14 protein-coding genes are annotated in these 14,693 nt (G+C 47.9%); 11 read left to right on the top strand and 3 right to left on the bottom strand.

Annotated elements, in window-relative coordinates:
* Window positions 1–470 precede the first annotated feature (470 nt).
* The 5 genes from cydA (at window position 471) to AC07VD_RS04080 (ending at window position 7,220) form a co-directional block, all read left to right on the top strand.
* Window positions 471–1,877, top strand: coding sequence for a cytochrome ubiquinol oxidase subunit I (gene cydA / locus AC07VD_RS04100; protein ID WP_014481318.1), 1,407 nt, complete (start codon window positions 471–473; stop codon window positions 1,875–1,877).
* Window positions 1,861–2,877: a cytochrome d ubiquinol oxidase subunit II gene (cydB, locus tag AC07VD_RS04095; protein ID WP_003244559.1), complete on the top strand. Its 1,017-nt coding sequence runs from the start codon at window positions 1,861–1,863 to the stop codon at window positions 2,875–2,877. The genes cydA and cydB overlap by 17 nt, the downstream gene beginning before the upstream one ends.
* On the top strand, window positions 2,877–4,580 hold the full coding sequence (gene cydD / locus AC07VD_RS04090) for a thiol reductant ABC exporter subunit CydD (protein ID WP_494721532.1): 1,704 nt from the start codon (window positions 2,877–2,879) through the stop codon (window positions 4,578–4,580). Before cydB ends, cydD begins: the two co-directional genes overlap by 1 nt.
* Window positions 4,577–6,304, top strand: a complete 1,728-nt coding sequence (cydC, locus tag AC07VD_RS04085) for a thiol reductant ABC exporter subunit CydC (protein WP_124059432.1) — start codon at window positions 4,577–4,579, stop codon at window positions 6,302–6,304. The genes cydD and cydC overlap by 4 nt, the downstream gene beginning before the upstream one ends.
* Before the next feature lie 85 nt (window positions 6,305–6,389).
* Entirely contained in the window at window positions 6,390–7,220 is an 831-nt protein-coding gene (locus tag AC07VD_RS04080) for an NAD(P)H-hydrate dehydratase (RefSeq protein WP_494721533.1), read from the top strand.
* 14 nt (window positions 7,221–7,234) lie between these two features.
* Here the strand turns inward: AC07VD_RS04080 and AC07VD_RS04075 are convergent, their stop codons facing one another.
* Window positions 7,235–8,608: a cytosine permease gene (locus AC07VD_RS04075; protein WP_003244111.1), complete on the bottom strand. Its 1,374-nt coding sequence runs from the start codon at window positions 8,606–8,608 to the stop codon at window positions 7,235–7,237.
* Window positions 8,609–8,819: 211 nt separating this feature from the next.
* Here AC07VD_RS04075 and sigY point away from each other — a divergent pair, with 211 nt between their 5' ends.
* Genes sigY through AC07VD_RS04045 form a run of 6 tightly spaced genes read left to right on the top strand, consistent with a single transcriptional unit; the run spans window position 8,820 to window position 11,724 of the window.
* Window positions 8,820–9,356, top strand: a complete 537-nt coding sequence (gene sigY, locus AC07VD_RS04070; protein ID WP_015250905.1) for an RNA polymerase sigma factor SigY — start codon at window positions 8,820–8,822, stop codon at window positions 9,354–9,356.
* A complete protein-coding gene (locus tag AC07VD_RS04065) occupies window positions 9,349–9,669 on the top strand; it encodes a YxlC family protein (RefSeq protein WP_015714946.1) in 321 nt (106 codons plus the stop codon). The genes sigY and AC07VD_RS04065 overlap by 8 nt, the downstream gene beginning before the upstream one ends.
* Window positions 9,666–9,872 (top strand): sigma Y negative regulator YxlD, encoded by a 207-nt coding sequence (yxlD, locus tag AC07VD_RS04060; RefSeq protein WP_003227291.1) that lies wholly within the window; start codon window positions 9,666–9,668, stop codon window positions 9,870–9,872. The genes AC07VD_RS04065 and yxlD overlap by 4 nt, the downstream gene beginning before the upstream one ends.
* Window positions 9,869–10,057: a sigma Y negative regulator YxlE gene (gene yxlE, locus AC07VD_RS04055; protein WP_003227293.1), complete on the top strand. Its 189-nt coding sequence runs from the start codon at window positions 9,869–9,871 to the stop codon at window positions 10,055–10,057. The genes yxlD and yxlE overlap by 4 nt, the downstream gene beginning before the upstream one ends.
* A 6-nt stretch (window positions 10,058–10,063) precedes the next feature.
* Window positions 10,064–10,951: an ABC transporter ATP-binding protein gene (locus AC07VD_RS04050; RefSeq protein ID WP_494721534.1), complete on the top strand. Its 888-nt coding sequence runs from the start codon at window positions 10,064–10,066 to the stop codon at window positions 10,949–10,951.
* Window positions 10,948–11,724, top strand: coding sequence for an ABC transporter permease (locus AC07VD_RS04045; RefSeq protein WP_003243335.1), 777 nt, complete (start codon window positions 10,948–10,950; stop codon window positions 11,722–11,724). Before AC07VD_RS04050 ends, AC07VD_RS04045 begins: the two co-directional genes overlap by 4 nt.
* Here the strand turns inward: AC07VD_RS04045 and AC07VD_RS04040 are convergent.
* Both AC07VD_RS04040 and katX read right to left on the bottom strand, forming a co-directional pair.
* On the bottom strand, window positions 11,721–12,920 hold the full coding sequence (locus tag AC07VD_RS04040; protein WP_345805785.1) for an MFS transporter: 1,200 nt from the start codon (window positions 12,918–12,920) through the stop codon (window positions 11,721–11,723). The genes AC07VD_RS04045 and AC07VD_RS04040 overlap by 4 nt on opposite strands.
* A gap of 101 nt (window positions 12,921–13,021) precedes the next feature.
* On the bottom strand, window positions 13,022–14,665 hold the full coding sequence (gene katX / locus AC07VD_RS04035) for a catalase KatX (RefSeq protein WP_494721535.1): 1,644 nt from the start codon (window positions 14,663–14,665) through the stop codon (window positions 13,022–13,024).
* Between the last annotated feature and the right edge of the window lie 28 nt (window positions 14,666–14,693).

Genomic DNA, 14,693 nt, shown 5'->3' with positions numbered 1-14,693 from the left:
AATTTACTATTCAACTTTTCTCCACTTGCCGGTTCAAATGAAAAGAGGCATCCTGCCTAAAATCTGTTTATGACGGAGTGCGGAGAAACGAGTGCTGGTGCAGGGCAAGCATTTTGTTCGCAAGGAACGATGTGTTGATGTACGATAATAAAGGGTCATTTATCCTAGCAGCCGACATAAATAAGCAACAAAATAGACAAAAATCCGTCACATAGTGCGGGACTTTTTAGGTATTTTAGGCTTTATTTTTGAAATGAATCGTTGTAAAGTACTTAATATGAACCAGTCAGAGATTGTGTCATTTGGTCAGTCTGGCAATCTTGCCTCATATTGGACGACTTTTTGACACATTTGTGAAATATTGAACAATATTTTTTTCGTCTATTTTGTGAATTACTGATCAAAGTCTCGGTTCTATTTGTGAAGTAGTGAGCAAATTAACAGTTTTAACCGGAAATGGAGGAGAAAGCATGAGTGAATTGGTATTAGCCCGCATACAATTTGCATCAACAACGTTGTTTCACTTCTTGTTTGTGCCGATGTCTATCGGGCTTGTGTTTATGGTTGCGTTGATGGAGACTCTTTATCTTGTAAAGAAAAATGAGCTGTATCTCAAAATGGCAAAGTTTTGGGGACACTTATTCTTAATAAATTTCGCAGTCGGTGTTGTAACGGGGATTTTGCAAGAATTCCAGTTTGGACTGAACTGGTCAGATTACTCCCGTTTTGTCGGAGATGTATTTGGCGCTCCGCTTGCGATTGAAGCATTATTGGCGTTTTTCATGGAATCTATTTTTATCGGATTATGGATTTTTGGCTGGGACCGCCTGCCGAAGAAAATTCACGCGCTCTGCATATGGCTCGTATCATTCGGAACGATCATGTCATCTTTCTGGATTTTAACAGCAAACTCCTTTATGCAGGAGCCGGTCGGTTTTACGATCAAAAACGGCCGCGCGGAAATGAATGATTTTGGCGCGTTGATTACAAACCCTCAGCTTTGGGTTGAATTCCCGCACGTTATTTTCGGTGCGCTTGCCACTGGAGCTTTCTTTATTGCCGGAGTGAGTGCTTTTAAACTGCTGAAGAAAAAAGAAGTGCCGTTCTTTAAGCAATCTTTTAAACTCGCAATGATCGTCGGCCTTTGTGCCGGTCTTGGCGTCGGCCTTAGCGGACACATGCAGGCTGAGCACTTGATGGAATCACAGCCGATGAAAATGGCTGCCAGTGAAGGTCTATGGGAAGACAGCGGTGACCCTGCTGCTTGGACCGCTTTTGCGACGATCGATACAAAAAATGAAAAAAGCTCAAATGAAATCAAAGTTCCTTATGCCTTGAGCTACTTGGCTTATCAGAAATTCAGCGGAAGTGTCAAAGGGATGAAAACCCTTCAGGCTGAGTACGAAAAAATATACGGAAAAGGCGACTACATTCCGCCAGTGAAAACGACATTCTGGAGCTTCCGCATCATGGTAGGAGCAGGTGTTGTCATGATTCTTGCTGCGTTAGGCGGCCTTTGGTTAAACCGCCGCAAAAAGCTTGAAAACAGCAAATGGTATTTGCGCATCATGATCGCGTTGATTTCCTTCCCGTTTCTTGCGAACTCCGCGGGCTGGATTATGACAGAAATCGGACGTCAGCCTTGGACGGTTATGGGGTTAATGACAACCGCTCAATCTGTGTCACCTAACGTAACAGCGGGCTCCTTGTTATTCTCAATCATCGCATTCGGTGTGATGTACATGATTCTTGGTGCACTGCTTGTCTTCTTGTTTATCCGTGAGATTAAAAAAGGTGCGGAGCATAGTGATCATCATGATGTTCCTGTATCAACAGATCCATTTAGTCAGGAGGTATACCATGGCATCTCTTCATGATCTTTGGTTTATACTCGTTGCTGTATTGTTTGTAGGATTCTTCTTTTTGGAGGGCTTTGATTTCGGGGTCGGCATGGCGACCCGTTTTCTTGGCCATAATGAATTAGAACGCAGAGTGCTGATCAACACGATCGGGCCGTTCTGGGACGCGAATGAAGTGTGGCTTTTGACTGGCGCAGGCGCCATTTTCGCGGCATTCCCAAACTGGTATGCAACGATGCTGAGCGGTTATTACATTCCGTTTGTCATAGTGCTGCTTGCGTTAATGGGCCGCGGGGTCGCGTTTGAGTTCCGCGGCAAGGTGGATCATTTAAAATGGGTAAAGGTTTGGGACTGGGTCGTTTTCTTCGGCAGTCTGATTCCTCCGTTTGTGCTTGGTGTGCTGTTCACGACATTATTCCGCGGGATGCCGATTGATGCCGACATGAACATTCACGCACATGTATCTGATTATATCAATGTATATTCTATACTTGGCGGTGTGACGGTAACACTTCTTTGCTTCCAGCATGGATTAATGTTTATCACGCTGCGTACGATTGGTGATTTGCAAAACCGCGCCCGGAAAATGGCGCAAAAGATAATGGGTGTTGTTTTTGTAGCGGTTCTTGCCTTCGCGGCCCTTTCTGCGTATCAGACAGACATGTTTACACGCCGCGGCGAGATTACCATTCCGCTCGCTGTTTTGATTGTCATCTGCTTTATGCTCGCGGCTGTATTTATTCGTAAGAAAAAAGACGGCTGGACATTTGGGATGACAGGCGCTGGTCTGGCGCTGACCGTGGGAATGATCTTTATTTCCCTATTCCCTCGCGTAATGGTCAGCTCGCTTCATAGCGCATACGATTTAACAGTAGCTAACGCTTCTTCCGGAGATTATTCGCTTAAAGTCATGTCAATTGCAGCATTAACGCTATTGCCGTTCGTCATCGGCAGCCAGATCTGGAGCTATTATGTCTTCCGGAAGCGCGTCAGCCATAAGGAGCCTATGACTTATTAATGGGAAAAGACCTGTTTCGATATAAAGGAATGAAGCGGATTCTCACCGTGATTACTTGTTTAACGCTGATTCAGACAGCCGCCATTGTTATGCAGGCAGAGTGGCTGAGTGAGGCCGTAACCGGACTGTTCAACGGGAAGGGCATTACCTCCCTTTTTCCGGTGATCGGCTTTTTCCTCATCGCTTTTATCGCCCGGCACGGGGTGACGGTGGCGCGACAGAAAATCGTCTATCAATACGCCGCCCGGACAGGAGCAGATTTGAGAAAAAGTTTTCTTGATCAGCTGTTCCGATTAGGCCCCCGCTTTGCAAAGAAAGAGGGGACGGGGCAAATGGTGACGCTGGCGATGGAAGGCATCAGCCAGTTCCGCCGCTACCTGGAGCTGTTTCTGCCGAAAATGGTCAGCATGGCGATTGTGCCTGCGGCGGTTGTCATTTATGTGTTTTTTCAGGATCGCACATCAGCCATCATTTTAGTGGCGGCTATGCCGATTCTGATCATCTTTATGATTCTCCTCGGCCTTGTCGCGCAGAGAAAAGCGGATCGTCAGTGGAAATCCTATCAGAGACTTTCCAATCATTTTGTTGATTCTCTTCGCGGGCTGGAGACATTGCGTTTCCTAGGTTTGAGCAAGTCACACAGCAAAAATATTTTCTATGTGAGTGAGCGGTATCGCAAGGCAACGATGAGCACACTCCGGGTGGCGTTTTTGTCATCATTCGCCCTCGATTTTTTCACGATGCTGTCGGTGGCGACAGTCGCAGTATTTCTGGGCCTGCGCCTTATTGACGGCGATATTTTGCTTGGCCCTGCTTTAACGGCGCTTATTCTGGCGCCTGAGTATTTTTTGCCGGTGCGGGAAGTGGGGAATGATTATCATGCAACGCTGAACGGCCAGGAAGCAGGAAAAACCATTCAAGAGATTTTGTCGCAGCCTGGTTTTAAAGAAGAGACGCCGCTTCAGCTCGAGGCTTGGTCCGATCAGGATGAGCTGAAGCTGTCAGGCGTGTCAGTCGGCCGTTCGGTGTCTGATATTCATCTCTCATTCAAGGGCAAGAAAAAAATCGGCATTATCGGTGCAAGCGGTGCCGGAAAATCAACATTAATTGATATTCTCGGCGGATTTTTAGAGCCGGATGGCGGGATGATTGAGGTTAATGGTACAAGCCGGTCCCATTTGCAGGACGGCAACTGGCAGAAGAACCTTCTTTACATCCCCCAGCATCCGTACATTTTTGATGACAAGCTTGGGAACAACATTCGCTTCTACCATCCAAGCGCTTCGGCAGAGGATACAGCCCGTGCTGCTGCGGCGGCGGGACTGGCGGAGCTGGTGGATAGCCTTCCTGAAGGATTAGAGGGGCGGATCGGGGAAGGCGGCCGGGCGCTCAGCGGCGGCCAGGCACAGCGTGTCGCGCTGGCCCGCGCCTTTTTGGGAAACCGTCCGATCCTGCTGCTGGATGAGCCGACCGCCCATCTTGATATCGAAACAGAATATGAAATAAAAGAAACGATGCTGGATTTATTTGAGGATAAGCTTGTCTTTCTCGCGACTCACCGCCTTCACTGGATGCTCGATATGGACGAAATTATCGTGCTGGACGGGGGCAGGGTTGCGGAAATCGGGACTCACAATGAACTGCTGGAGAAAAACGGTGTGTATACCAAACTCGTGAAGGCACAACTGGGGGAAAGAGCATGAAGAAAGAAGAATGGATTTTGCCGTATATCAAGCAAAATGCCCGCCTGTTTGTTCTGGTTATCTTTTTGGGCGCGGTGACGATTTTTTCTGCTGCTTTTCTCATGTTCACCTCAGGGTTTTTGATTTCTAAAGCGGCGACAAGGCCGGAAAACATTCTGCTCATTTATGTGCCGATTGTCGCAGTGCGCACCTTTGGGATTGCGCGTTCTGTATCGCGATATGTGGAACGGCTCGTCGGGCATCACATCATTTTGAAAATCGTATCCGACATGCGCGTCCGCCTTTACAATATGCTTGAGCCGGGTGCTTTGATGCTGCGTTCCCGTTTTCGCACGGGGGATATGCTCGGCATTTTGTCTGAGGATATTGAGCATTTGCAGGATGCATTCTTAAAAACGATTTTTCCTGCGATCTCAGCCTTGCTCCTGTATGCTGTGTCAGTGATAGCGCTCGGCTTCTTCTCTTGGCCGTTTGCCATATTGCTTGCGCTGTATTTGTTTGTTCTTGTTGTATTGTTTCCGGTTGTGTCTTTGCTCGTGACGAGAGCGAAGAATGCGAAGCTGAAAAGCGGACGGAATGTGCTGTACAGCCGTCTGACAGATGCTGTGATGGGTGTCAGCGACTGGATGTTCAGCGGACGCCGGCATGCTTTTATTGATGCTTATGAAAAAGAGGAACATGATTGGTTTGAGCTTGAACGGAAAAAACAACGCTTTACAAGATGGCGGGATTTTGCTGCGCAATGCCTTGTCGCCGGCCTTATTTTGCTGATGCTGTTTTGGACAGCGGGACAGCAAGCGGACGGCGAGCTCGCTAAAACGATGATTGCCGCTTTTGTGCTAGTGGTGTTTCCGTTGACGGAAGCCTTTTTGCCGCTTTCGGATGCCTTAGGCGAAGTGCCGGGCTATCAGGATTCTATCAGACGCATGAACAAGGTGGCTCCTCAGCTGGAGGCGTCACAAACTGAATCAGGGGATCAAATGCTCGATCTTCAAGATGTCACCTTGGTCTTTCGTGATGTGGCGTTTTCTTATGATAACAGCAGCCAAGTGCTGCACAACTTTTCCTTTACGCTGCGCCAAGGAGAAAAAATGGCGCTGCTCGGCCGAAGCGGCTCTGGGAAATCAACATCGCTTGCATTAATCGAAGGCGCCTTGAAACCGGACTCCGGTTCTGTGACGTTAAACGGAGTGGAGACAGCGCTGTTAAAGGATCAGATTGCGGATGCGGTGGCCGTGTTAAATCAAAAACCGCACCTGTTTGATACAAGTATTTTGAACAACATCAGGCTCGGAAACGGAGAAGCAAGCGACGAGGATGTGCGCCGCGCCGCAAAGCAGGTCAACCTGCATGACTACATTGAGTCATTGCCTGATGGATATCATACCTCTGTACAAGAAACCGGCATCCGTTTTTCCGGTGGAGAGCGCCAGCGGATCGCACTTGCGAGGATTTTGCTGCAGGATACACCGATCATCATCCTCGATGAGCCAACAGTCGGCCTCGATCCTATTACCGAACGTGAATTGATGGAAACGGTGTTTGAGGTGCTGAAAGGAAAAACGATTTTATGGATTACCCACCATCTCGCGGGAGTGGAAGCGGCTGATAAAATCGTATTTCTCGAAAACGGCAAAACAGAAATGGAAGGAACCCATGAGGAGCTTCTGGCGGCAAACGAACGGTACAGCCGCCTGTATCACCTTGATGTTCCTGTAAAATAGAAGACAGCCCTAAAAGGCTGTCTTTTTTGTTTGAAAAAGAAAAGGGACAGGAAAAATAGGAAAAGAAAGCAGAGGAGGGATAGAGATGAATGTTCCATATTGGACGGAAGAGCATGTAAGGGCCACGCTTCCTGAAAGAGATGCGGAGAGCCATAAAGGCACGTACGGTACGGCTTTGCTGCTGGCTGGAAGTGACGACATGCCGGGGGCAGCGCTGCTTGCAGGGCTTGGGGCCATGCGGAGCGGTCTCGGCAAGCTTGTCATCGGTACATCAGAAAGCGTAATCCCGCTAATTGTTCCTGTTTTGCCCGAGGCGACCTATTGGCGTGACGGCTGGAAAAAGGCGGCGGATGCTCAGCTTGAAGAGACGTACCGGGCCATTGCCATCGGACCGGGCCTTCCGCAAACGGAAAGCGTACAGCAGGCAGTCGATCATGTGCTTGCGGCTGATTGTCCTGTTATTTTGGATGCCGGAGCGCTGGCGAAGCGCACATATCCGAAACGGGAGGCCCCCGTCACCCTCACGCCGCACCCGGGCGAGTTTTCCCGAATGACAGGGGTGCCCGTGAACGAATTGCAGAAAAAAAGAGCGGAATATGCAAAGGAATGGGCGGCTCAGCTGCAGACTGTCATTGTGTTAAAAGGAAACCAAACCGTCATCGCGTTTCCTGATGGAGACTGCTGGCTCAATCCAACCGGAAACGGGGCGCTCGCCAAGGGCGGAACCGGTGACACGCTGACGGGCATGATATTGGGGATGCTCTGCTGCCATGAAGATCCAAAGCACGCCATATTAAACGCGGTCTATTTGCATGGTGCGTGCGCCGAGCTCTGGACGGACGAGCACTCCGCTCATACGTTGCTCGCTCATGAGCTATCTGACATCCTGCCCCGCGTGTGGAAACGATTTGAATGATAAAAAAGCTGTCTTCAGAGAGAAGACAGCTTTTCTTGATACCCCGCCCGTTTTTTCAGACGCGGTTTCATTAATACATAGTAAAGCACAGAAGGCACGGCCAAGCCGATAATCCATGCGATGTCTCCGCCGCCAAACATTTTGGCAAGCGGTCCGATGTAAAAGCTTGTGTTGATAAACGGAATTTCCAGCAAGATAGACAGAACGAACGCAATTGTGGTGATCCAATTGACCTTTCCATAAGGCCCGTTTACGTCGAACATGGCTTTGACTTGATACTTTCCGTGGCGAACGAAGTAGTAATCGACTAAATTGATTGCCGTCCACGGAATTAAGAAATAACTGATGAAAAAGATAAAATTCAAAAACAGCTCCATAAAATTGCTCTGTCCCAGTAGGCTTAAGACTGTGCCGACAAGCGTGACACCCAGGATCATGATGATTCTGACTTTGGGCGTGACTTTTAATTTCAGAAACGGCTCCAGCGTTGTTGTCGTGGACATGAAGGCCCCATACAGGTTAAAAACATTGATTGCCATTTGCCCAAATAACACAATGATCAGCATAATAAACGAGAAGGGACCGAACAATTGGACAATCTGGCTGCCTGAGTTTGCCGTAAAGTCAGGAAGTGAGGTTGTCAGCAATGCGCCGAGCAGCATCATCCAGATGGAGCTGACAGATGTACCTGCATAGCTGTACCAAAATGTTTTTGAAGCCGGTGTTTTAACTGGCAGATATCTTGAATAATCGGCAACATACGGCGCGTAGGCAAGCTGCCACGTCGCAACTGCGCTGACTGCCACCAAGAAAATTGGCAGATCAATCGCTCCGGGAATCCAGCTGCCTGCTGGAATCGGCAATTGAAAAATGAGAATCGTTGCAGCAAAAAATACAGCAAAAGAGGTCCAAGAAAGGATTTTTTGCATTTTGTGAATCAAATCATGGCCGAAAATGGTGAGTAAAAAACATACGGCGCTTAAGCCTATAATGCTCCATGATCCCGGGATGGGAACAAAGCTGCTTAAGGTTCCGGCCGCCAGAATCGTGCTGCTTGCGAAGAAACCAAGGTAGATAAACATGACTAAGAAGAGGGGAAGAATCGCTCCGATTACGCCGAATTGGGCACGGCTTTGAATCATTTGCGGGATGCCTAGCTGAGGGCCTTGCGCGGAATGAGACGCCATAAATATGGCACCGATTAAGGTTCCGCAAATAATAGCGGCAACACTCCAAAACAGATTAAGTCCCATTGCAACGGGAATCGTGCCGGTCACTAACGTGGTGATATGCATATTAGCCCCGAACCATACGGGAAATAAATCTTTCGCTTTACCATGTCTTTCTTCATTCGGAATATATTCAATCGTTCGCCTTTCTACTTTCAATGCATCGTCCTCCATATTGGATGTTTTTTTGAAATCGACATAAAGTCATAGCTTAACAGACTATAAGGGGGTTTACAAATAAGGATATGCAGCCAAACGGCCGGGAAGCCTGATCTGTCAATGGCTGAAAAGAATTGTAAAAAAGATGAACGCTTTTGAATCCGGTGTCGTCTCATAAGGCAGAAAAACAAAAAAGGGGGGATCACGGTCATTGGATACACATGAAGAACAGCGGCTGATCCAGCAGGCGAAAGAGGGAAACGACGAGGCGTTTACAGCCCTTTTCCACTATCACTATTCTTTCTTATATAAATACTTGTTAAAGCTTTCCCTTCACCCCGATCTCAGCGAGGAACTTGTTCAGGAAACCTTTCTGAAAGGGTACATCCATTTAAGAAGCTTTCAGGGCCGTTCAAAATTCTCCACATGGCTGATCTCCATTGCATCGCGGCTCTATCTCGATCACCAGAAAAAGAGAAAGAGAGAATGGAAACGGAATCAGACAGTTACGGAGGAAACAATCCGCAAGATCAAGTGGGACGTGTCGGCGAAAGGGGCAGAGTGGAGCGAAACGCTCGATCTGTTTTCAAAGCTGGACCCTAAACTGCGCACACCGGTTTTATTAAGGCATTACTACGGCTATACCTACGCTGAAATCGGGGTGATGCTTCAAATCAAAGAAGGCACTGTAAAGTCCAGAGTTCATAAAGGGCTCCAGCAAATCAGAAAGGAGTGGGATGATGAATAAAGAAAAGCTTTCTGATCATTTAAAGTCAGAATGGAAAAAAATTGATCAAACAGCCAATCCCTCTATACCGAATCAAAAAGAACTGCTTCACCAGCTGTCACAAATGAAAGCTGAATACAGAAAAAAACTTCTTCAAGAGATCATTTTATTTGTATTCTGCGCGCTGATGGTTGTGAGTGCTGCAATCTTAGCTTTCACTCAAGTTCCTGCTGTGTTTATTGTGCTTCAGGTTTGTGTGCTTGCGGTGCTGCCGATTTTGATTGCGGCTGAGAAAAAAAGGCATCTCGGCGAATGCGAGGTGAAACGCGGATGACACAAACAGAAATTATCATAACGGTTGCGGCTTGTCTCATCGTATTGGCGCAGGGAATCTTTTTATTTATTGATGCGAAAAAACGTAATCGCATGGCATGGGTTTGGGGGATTGTCGGATTGATTCAAGCACCGATGCCTCTGATTTGTTATTACTTTTTTGTCATTAGGCCGGATCGGAAGAAAAGGGGGATCAAGCAATGAATATTTCTTGGGAAATGATTTTGCCGCTGATTGTATTACAGCTGGCTTTGGCGGTGTTTGCCCTTATCAGCTGTATAAAAGAAGAGCGGACGAACGGGCCAAAGTGGATGTGGGCTGCAATCATCGTATGTATCAATATTATCGGGCCGATTTTATTTTTCACCGTCGGCAGAAAGCAAAGGTAAGCCGATATGCTGTCTATTGAATCATTATGCAAATCGTACAGGCATCATGAAGCTGTAAAGAATGTCAGTTTTCACGTGAATGAAAACGAGTGTGTCGCACTATTAGGACCTAATGGAGCCGGCAAAACCACGACTCTGCAAATGCTTGCCGGGCTGCTTTCACCAACCTCCGGAAACATTAAGCTGTTAGGAGAAAAAAAGCTGGATCGGCGTTTGATTGGGTACCTCCCGCAGTATCCAGCTTTTTATTCCTGGATGACCGCAAATGAATTTTTGACATTTGCGGGGAGACTGTCCGGTCTTTCGAAGAGAAAATGCCAAGAGGAAATCGGCGAGATGCTGGAATTTGTGGGTTTGCACGAAGCGGAGCACAAAAGGATCGGGGGCTATTCAGGAGGCATGAAACAAAGACTCGGTCTGGCACAGGCACTGCTCCATAAACCGAAGTTTTTGATATTGGATGAACCGGTGTCTGCACTTGATCCGACAGGACGGTTCGAGGTGCTGGACATGATGCGGGAGCTGAAAAAGCATATGGCCGTTCTGTTTTCTACACATGTTTTGCACGATGCAGAGCAGGTGTGTGATCAAGTGGTGATGATGAAAAACGGTGAAATTTCATGGAAAGGCGAGTTACAGGAGCTGAAACAACAGCAGCAAACGAACGTTTTTACCCTTTCAGTGAAAGAGAAGCTGGAAGGCTGGCTTGAAGAGAAGCCTTACGTCTCAGCTATTGTCTATAAGAATCCGTCCCAAGCTGTTTTCGAGCTGCCTGATATACACGCTGGCCGGTCATTATTAAGTGACTGTATCCGAAAGGGATTGACCGTCACCCGCTTTGAACAGAAAACGGAGTCTCTAGAAGACGTCTATCTAAAGGTGGTGCACGCATGAAGGTGATGATGGCGCTATTGCAGAAGGAGTGGCTTGAAGGATGGAAAAGCGGCAAGCTGATTTGGCTGCCGATTGCGATGATGATCGTCGGTCTGACACAGCCGCTGACCATTTATTATATGCCGGAAATCATCGCACATGGAGGGAACCTTCCTGACGGCATGAAAATCAGTTTTACGATGCCCTCCGGGTCTGAAGTGATGGTCAGCACGCTTTCTCAATTCAACACGCTTGGCATGGCTCTGGTCATCTTTAGCGTGATGGGCAGTGTAGCCAATGAAAGAAATCAAGGGGTAACAGCGCTGATTATGTCGCGGCCTGTGACGGCAGCCCATTATATCGTGAGTAAATGGCTCATCCAAAGCGTGATCGGCATTATGTCGTTTGCAGCTGGATACGGACTTGCTTACTATTACGTCCGGCTGCTGTTTGAGGACGCATCATTCAGCCGCTTTGCCGCAAGCCTTGGCCTTTACGCTCTTTGGGTGATATTTATTGTGACCGCCGGCCTTGCCGGAAGTACGATATTCCGGTCTGTCGGAGCAGCTGCGGCTTGCGGGATCGGGCTCACAGCAGCTGTTTCCTTTGCTGTTTCACTATTTCCAGATGGTGCGAAGTGGCTTCCGGCTGAGATTTGCAAGCAGGCGGAGCATATCCTTCTTCATGGAGAGCGGGCAGATTTTTTCGGATGGTCACTCACTTTCTCCATTCTGTGCATCATGCTTCTGGCCGTGTTTTCTGTGTGGCGCTTCCGGCGGTATGAAAGCTATTAATTGATCATGTTACGTTTTTGCGCGAGCATCACAAAAAAGGCGGCAAATGCCAGAGACCCGGCTCCATAAAAAACTCCCGCAAGCCCGACAAGCTGTGCGATTTTTCCGGCAAGAAGGGGCCCGAGGAAGATGCCTAGCGCATAAAATGATTGATAAAACCCCATCACTGACATTTTTAAACGGGCAGAACTGATTTCGACGACATGGCTTAGCAGCAGAGGAAAAACGAAGCCGAGCGCCAGTCCGATACAGGCGTGTGTGATGCAAACCGTGAACAATGCAGCTGAAAAAGGAACATATAGCAAACAGACCCCGGTGACAGCGAAACTAATGAGCATCACGGAGTAAGCGATACGGCTTGTAAAGCGCAGAAACACAAAGCTTAATGTGGCGGCTGCGTGTGGGAGGAAAAAGGCGCTCATCACCCAAAGCAGCTCCGCGTCGCCCATTCCGAGCTGATTCATGTAAAGCGGCGTAAAACCAAACACTGTCATAAATAATACGGCATGGGCCGTCATAGACAGGATGGTGAAAAGCTTCAGCTTTGGCAGCCGCAATGTATCTTTGATGTACTGATTGACACGAATGTCACGGTTTGCGGGAGGAGCAGACGGATCCTTTATAAAGCAGCAGATCACCAGACCTGAGGCAGAAGCTGCCAGCGCTATCCAAAAAGGAACCTGCCTCCCTAAATGGGCTGCGGCGAGCCCGCAGAACACAATGCTGGCAAACTGAGGCATGACGGTAAAAAACTGCATGATGCCCATTGCTTTTGATGCATTGCCATTGTTGAAATAATGTGCGTATAAAATGGTCGCCATCACCCACATAGAAGCAGTGATTCCCGCGAACAGCCGGGCGGCCAGCACGAAGAAGAAAGAATCAAACATCAGAAAAAGCAGGCTGCTGAGGACAGAAAAGCCGAACCCGGCAATTAACAATTGCTTGCGCAAGGAAAACAGGATGTCTGACAAAAGGCCGAGCGGGAATCGCAGAAGGATTTGCGTGACCCCGTAGCTGCCGAGAATGATGCCGATTGCGCCATATGAAAAGTGCAGATCCTCCAAATACAGGCTGAATACAGGAACGTAAATATAGCCTGAAAACCAGAAACAAAATACCATGCATAAAAAAACGGCGTGATCTAAGGCGCCGATTGTTTTTTTATGAGGAATCAAGTCCTGCTGTAATTCCATCGTATCTCTCCACCCCTTTCCTTCCAGTACAACACAATTGTTGAAAGCGTTTCAATAGAAATAAAAAAACAGGGCTTCAAAAAAAGCCCTGTTCGCTGTTTTTAATACGGATCTGACGGATGGCTCTCCTGTTCAGCCTGCTTTGCAGCCTGTTCCGTTTCAGTTGTGCCGATCGGCCCGTTGCTGTTGTTTTCGGAAACCTTTTTTAGCCCTTCTGCTACGCGTTTTCCGTAGTCAGGATCAGCTTTTGTGAAATTCTCAATCATTTGATCCTGAATTTCTTTTCGGCACGTAGAAAGCGTATTCACCAAATTCGTAATCAGTTCGTTCCGCTCAAATTCAGTAAATCTCCGGTACGTTTCTCCAGCCTGTCCGAAGTTGTTTGTTCTGTCAATCGCTTCACGCTTTACATCACCTTCGACATGCGGCGTATGGTCTTTTCCGTCCTGCTTCGCTTCCTTCAGCCCGCCCATAATGGATGGCTCATAGTTGACGTGCGGGTTTTGTCCTTCTGCTCTATCGACCCGATATTGCATTTGCCCGCCTTCCTGGTTGGTGGCGACATGCTTTTTCGGCGAGTTGATCGGAAGCTGCAGGTAATTTGCGCCTACACGGTAGCGCTGCGTATCAGAATAAGCAAACGTACGCCCCTGGAGCAATTTGTCGTCTGAAAAATCAAGCCCGTCGACAAGCACTCCCGTTCCAAATGAAGCTTGCTCCACTTCCGCATGGTAGTTTTCCGGATTTTTGTTCAGAACCAATTTGCCGATCGGTTTCCATGGGAAATCGTCTTTATACCACAGTTTTGTCGGATCAAGAGGATCAAAGTCCAGTTCAGGATGCTCATCATCACTCATGATTTGAGCATACACTTCCCACTCTGGATAATCGCCATTTTCAATCGCGTCATATAAATCCTGTGTGGCATGGTTAAAGTTTTTCCCTTGAATCTCTTCTGCTTCCTTCTGTGTCAGGTTGCGGATGCCCTGCTTCGGTTCAAAATGGTATTTCACGAGAACGGCCTTGCCCTCCTCATTCACCCATTTATAGGCATGTACGCCTGAACCCTGCATTTGCCGGTAGTTGGCCGGAATGCCCCAAGGCGAAAACAAGAAGGTGATCATGTGTGTCGCTTCAGGAGATTGAGAAATGAAATCGAAAATACGTTCACCATCCTGGATGTTGGTCACTGGATCAGGCTGAAATGCGTGTACAAGATCCGGAAATTTCAGCGGGTCGCGGATAAAAAAGATTTTCAGGTTGTTTCCGACCAAATCCCAGTTTCCGTCTTCTGTATATAGCTTTACAGCAAAACCGCGCGGGTCTCTCAATGTTTCAGGCGAGTGTTTTCCATGATTCACAGTTGAAAAACGGACAAATGCCGGTGTTTTCTTGCCTTTTTCCTGAAAGAGCTTGGCCCGTGTGTATGTTGAAATCGGTTCGTCTCCGAAGCTTCCGTACGCTTCAAAATATCCATGTGCACCTGCTCCCCTGGCATGAACAACCCGCTCTGGGATGCGTTCCCGGTCGAAGTGGCTGATCTTTTCGAGAAAATCATAGTTCTCAAGTGTTGTAGGCCCTCTATTCCCGACGGTTCTCACATTCTGGTTGTCAGTAACAGGATGCCCCTGCCTATTCGTTAAGGTATCCTCTGACTCGTTTTTCCCGGTTGTCTTATGAGAAAGCGCTTCCTCGCTCCCTTGGGCATTTGATTGGTGCTGCTTGTTTTGATGATCATCTTTCAATGGTTGGCCCTCCTTTTTTGAACGGTAA

This window comes from Bacillus sp. GW821-FHT01G09, assembly GCF_059422205.1.
Note: the sequence above shows the minus strand (reverse complement) of the source record. Positions and strands in the feature narration are given on the sequence as shown.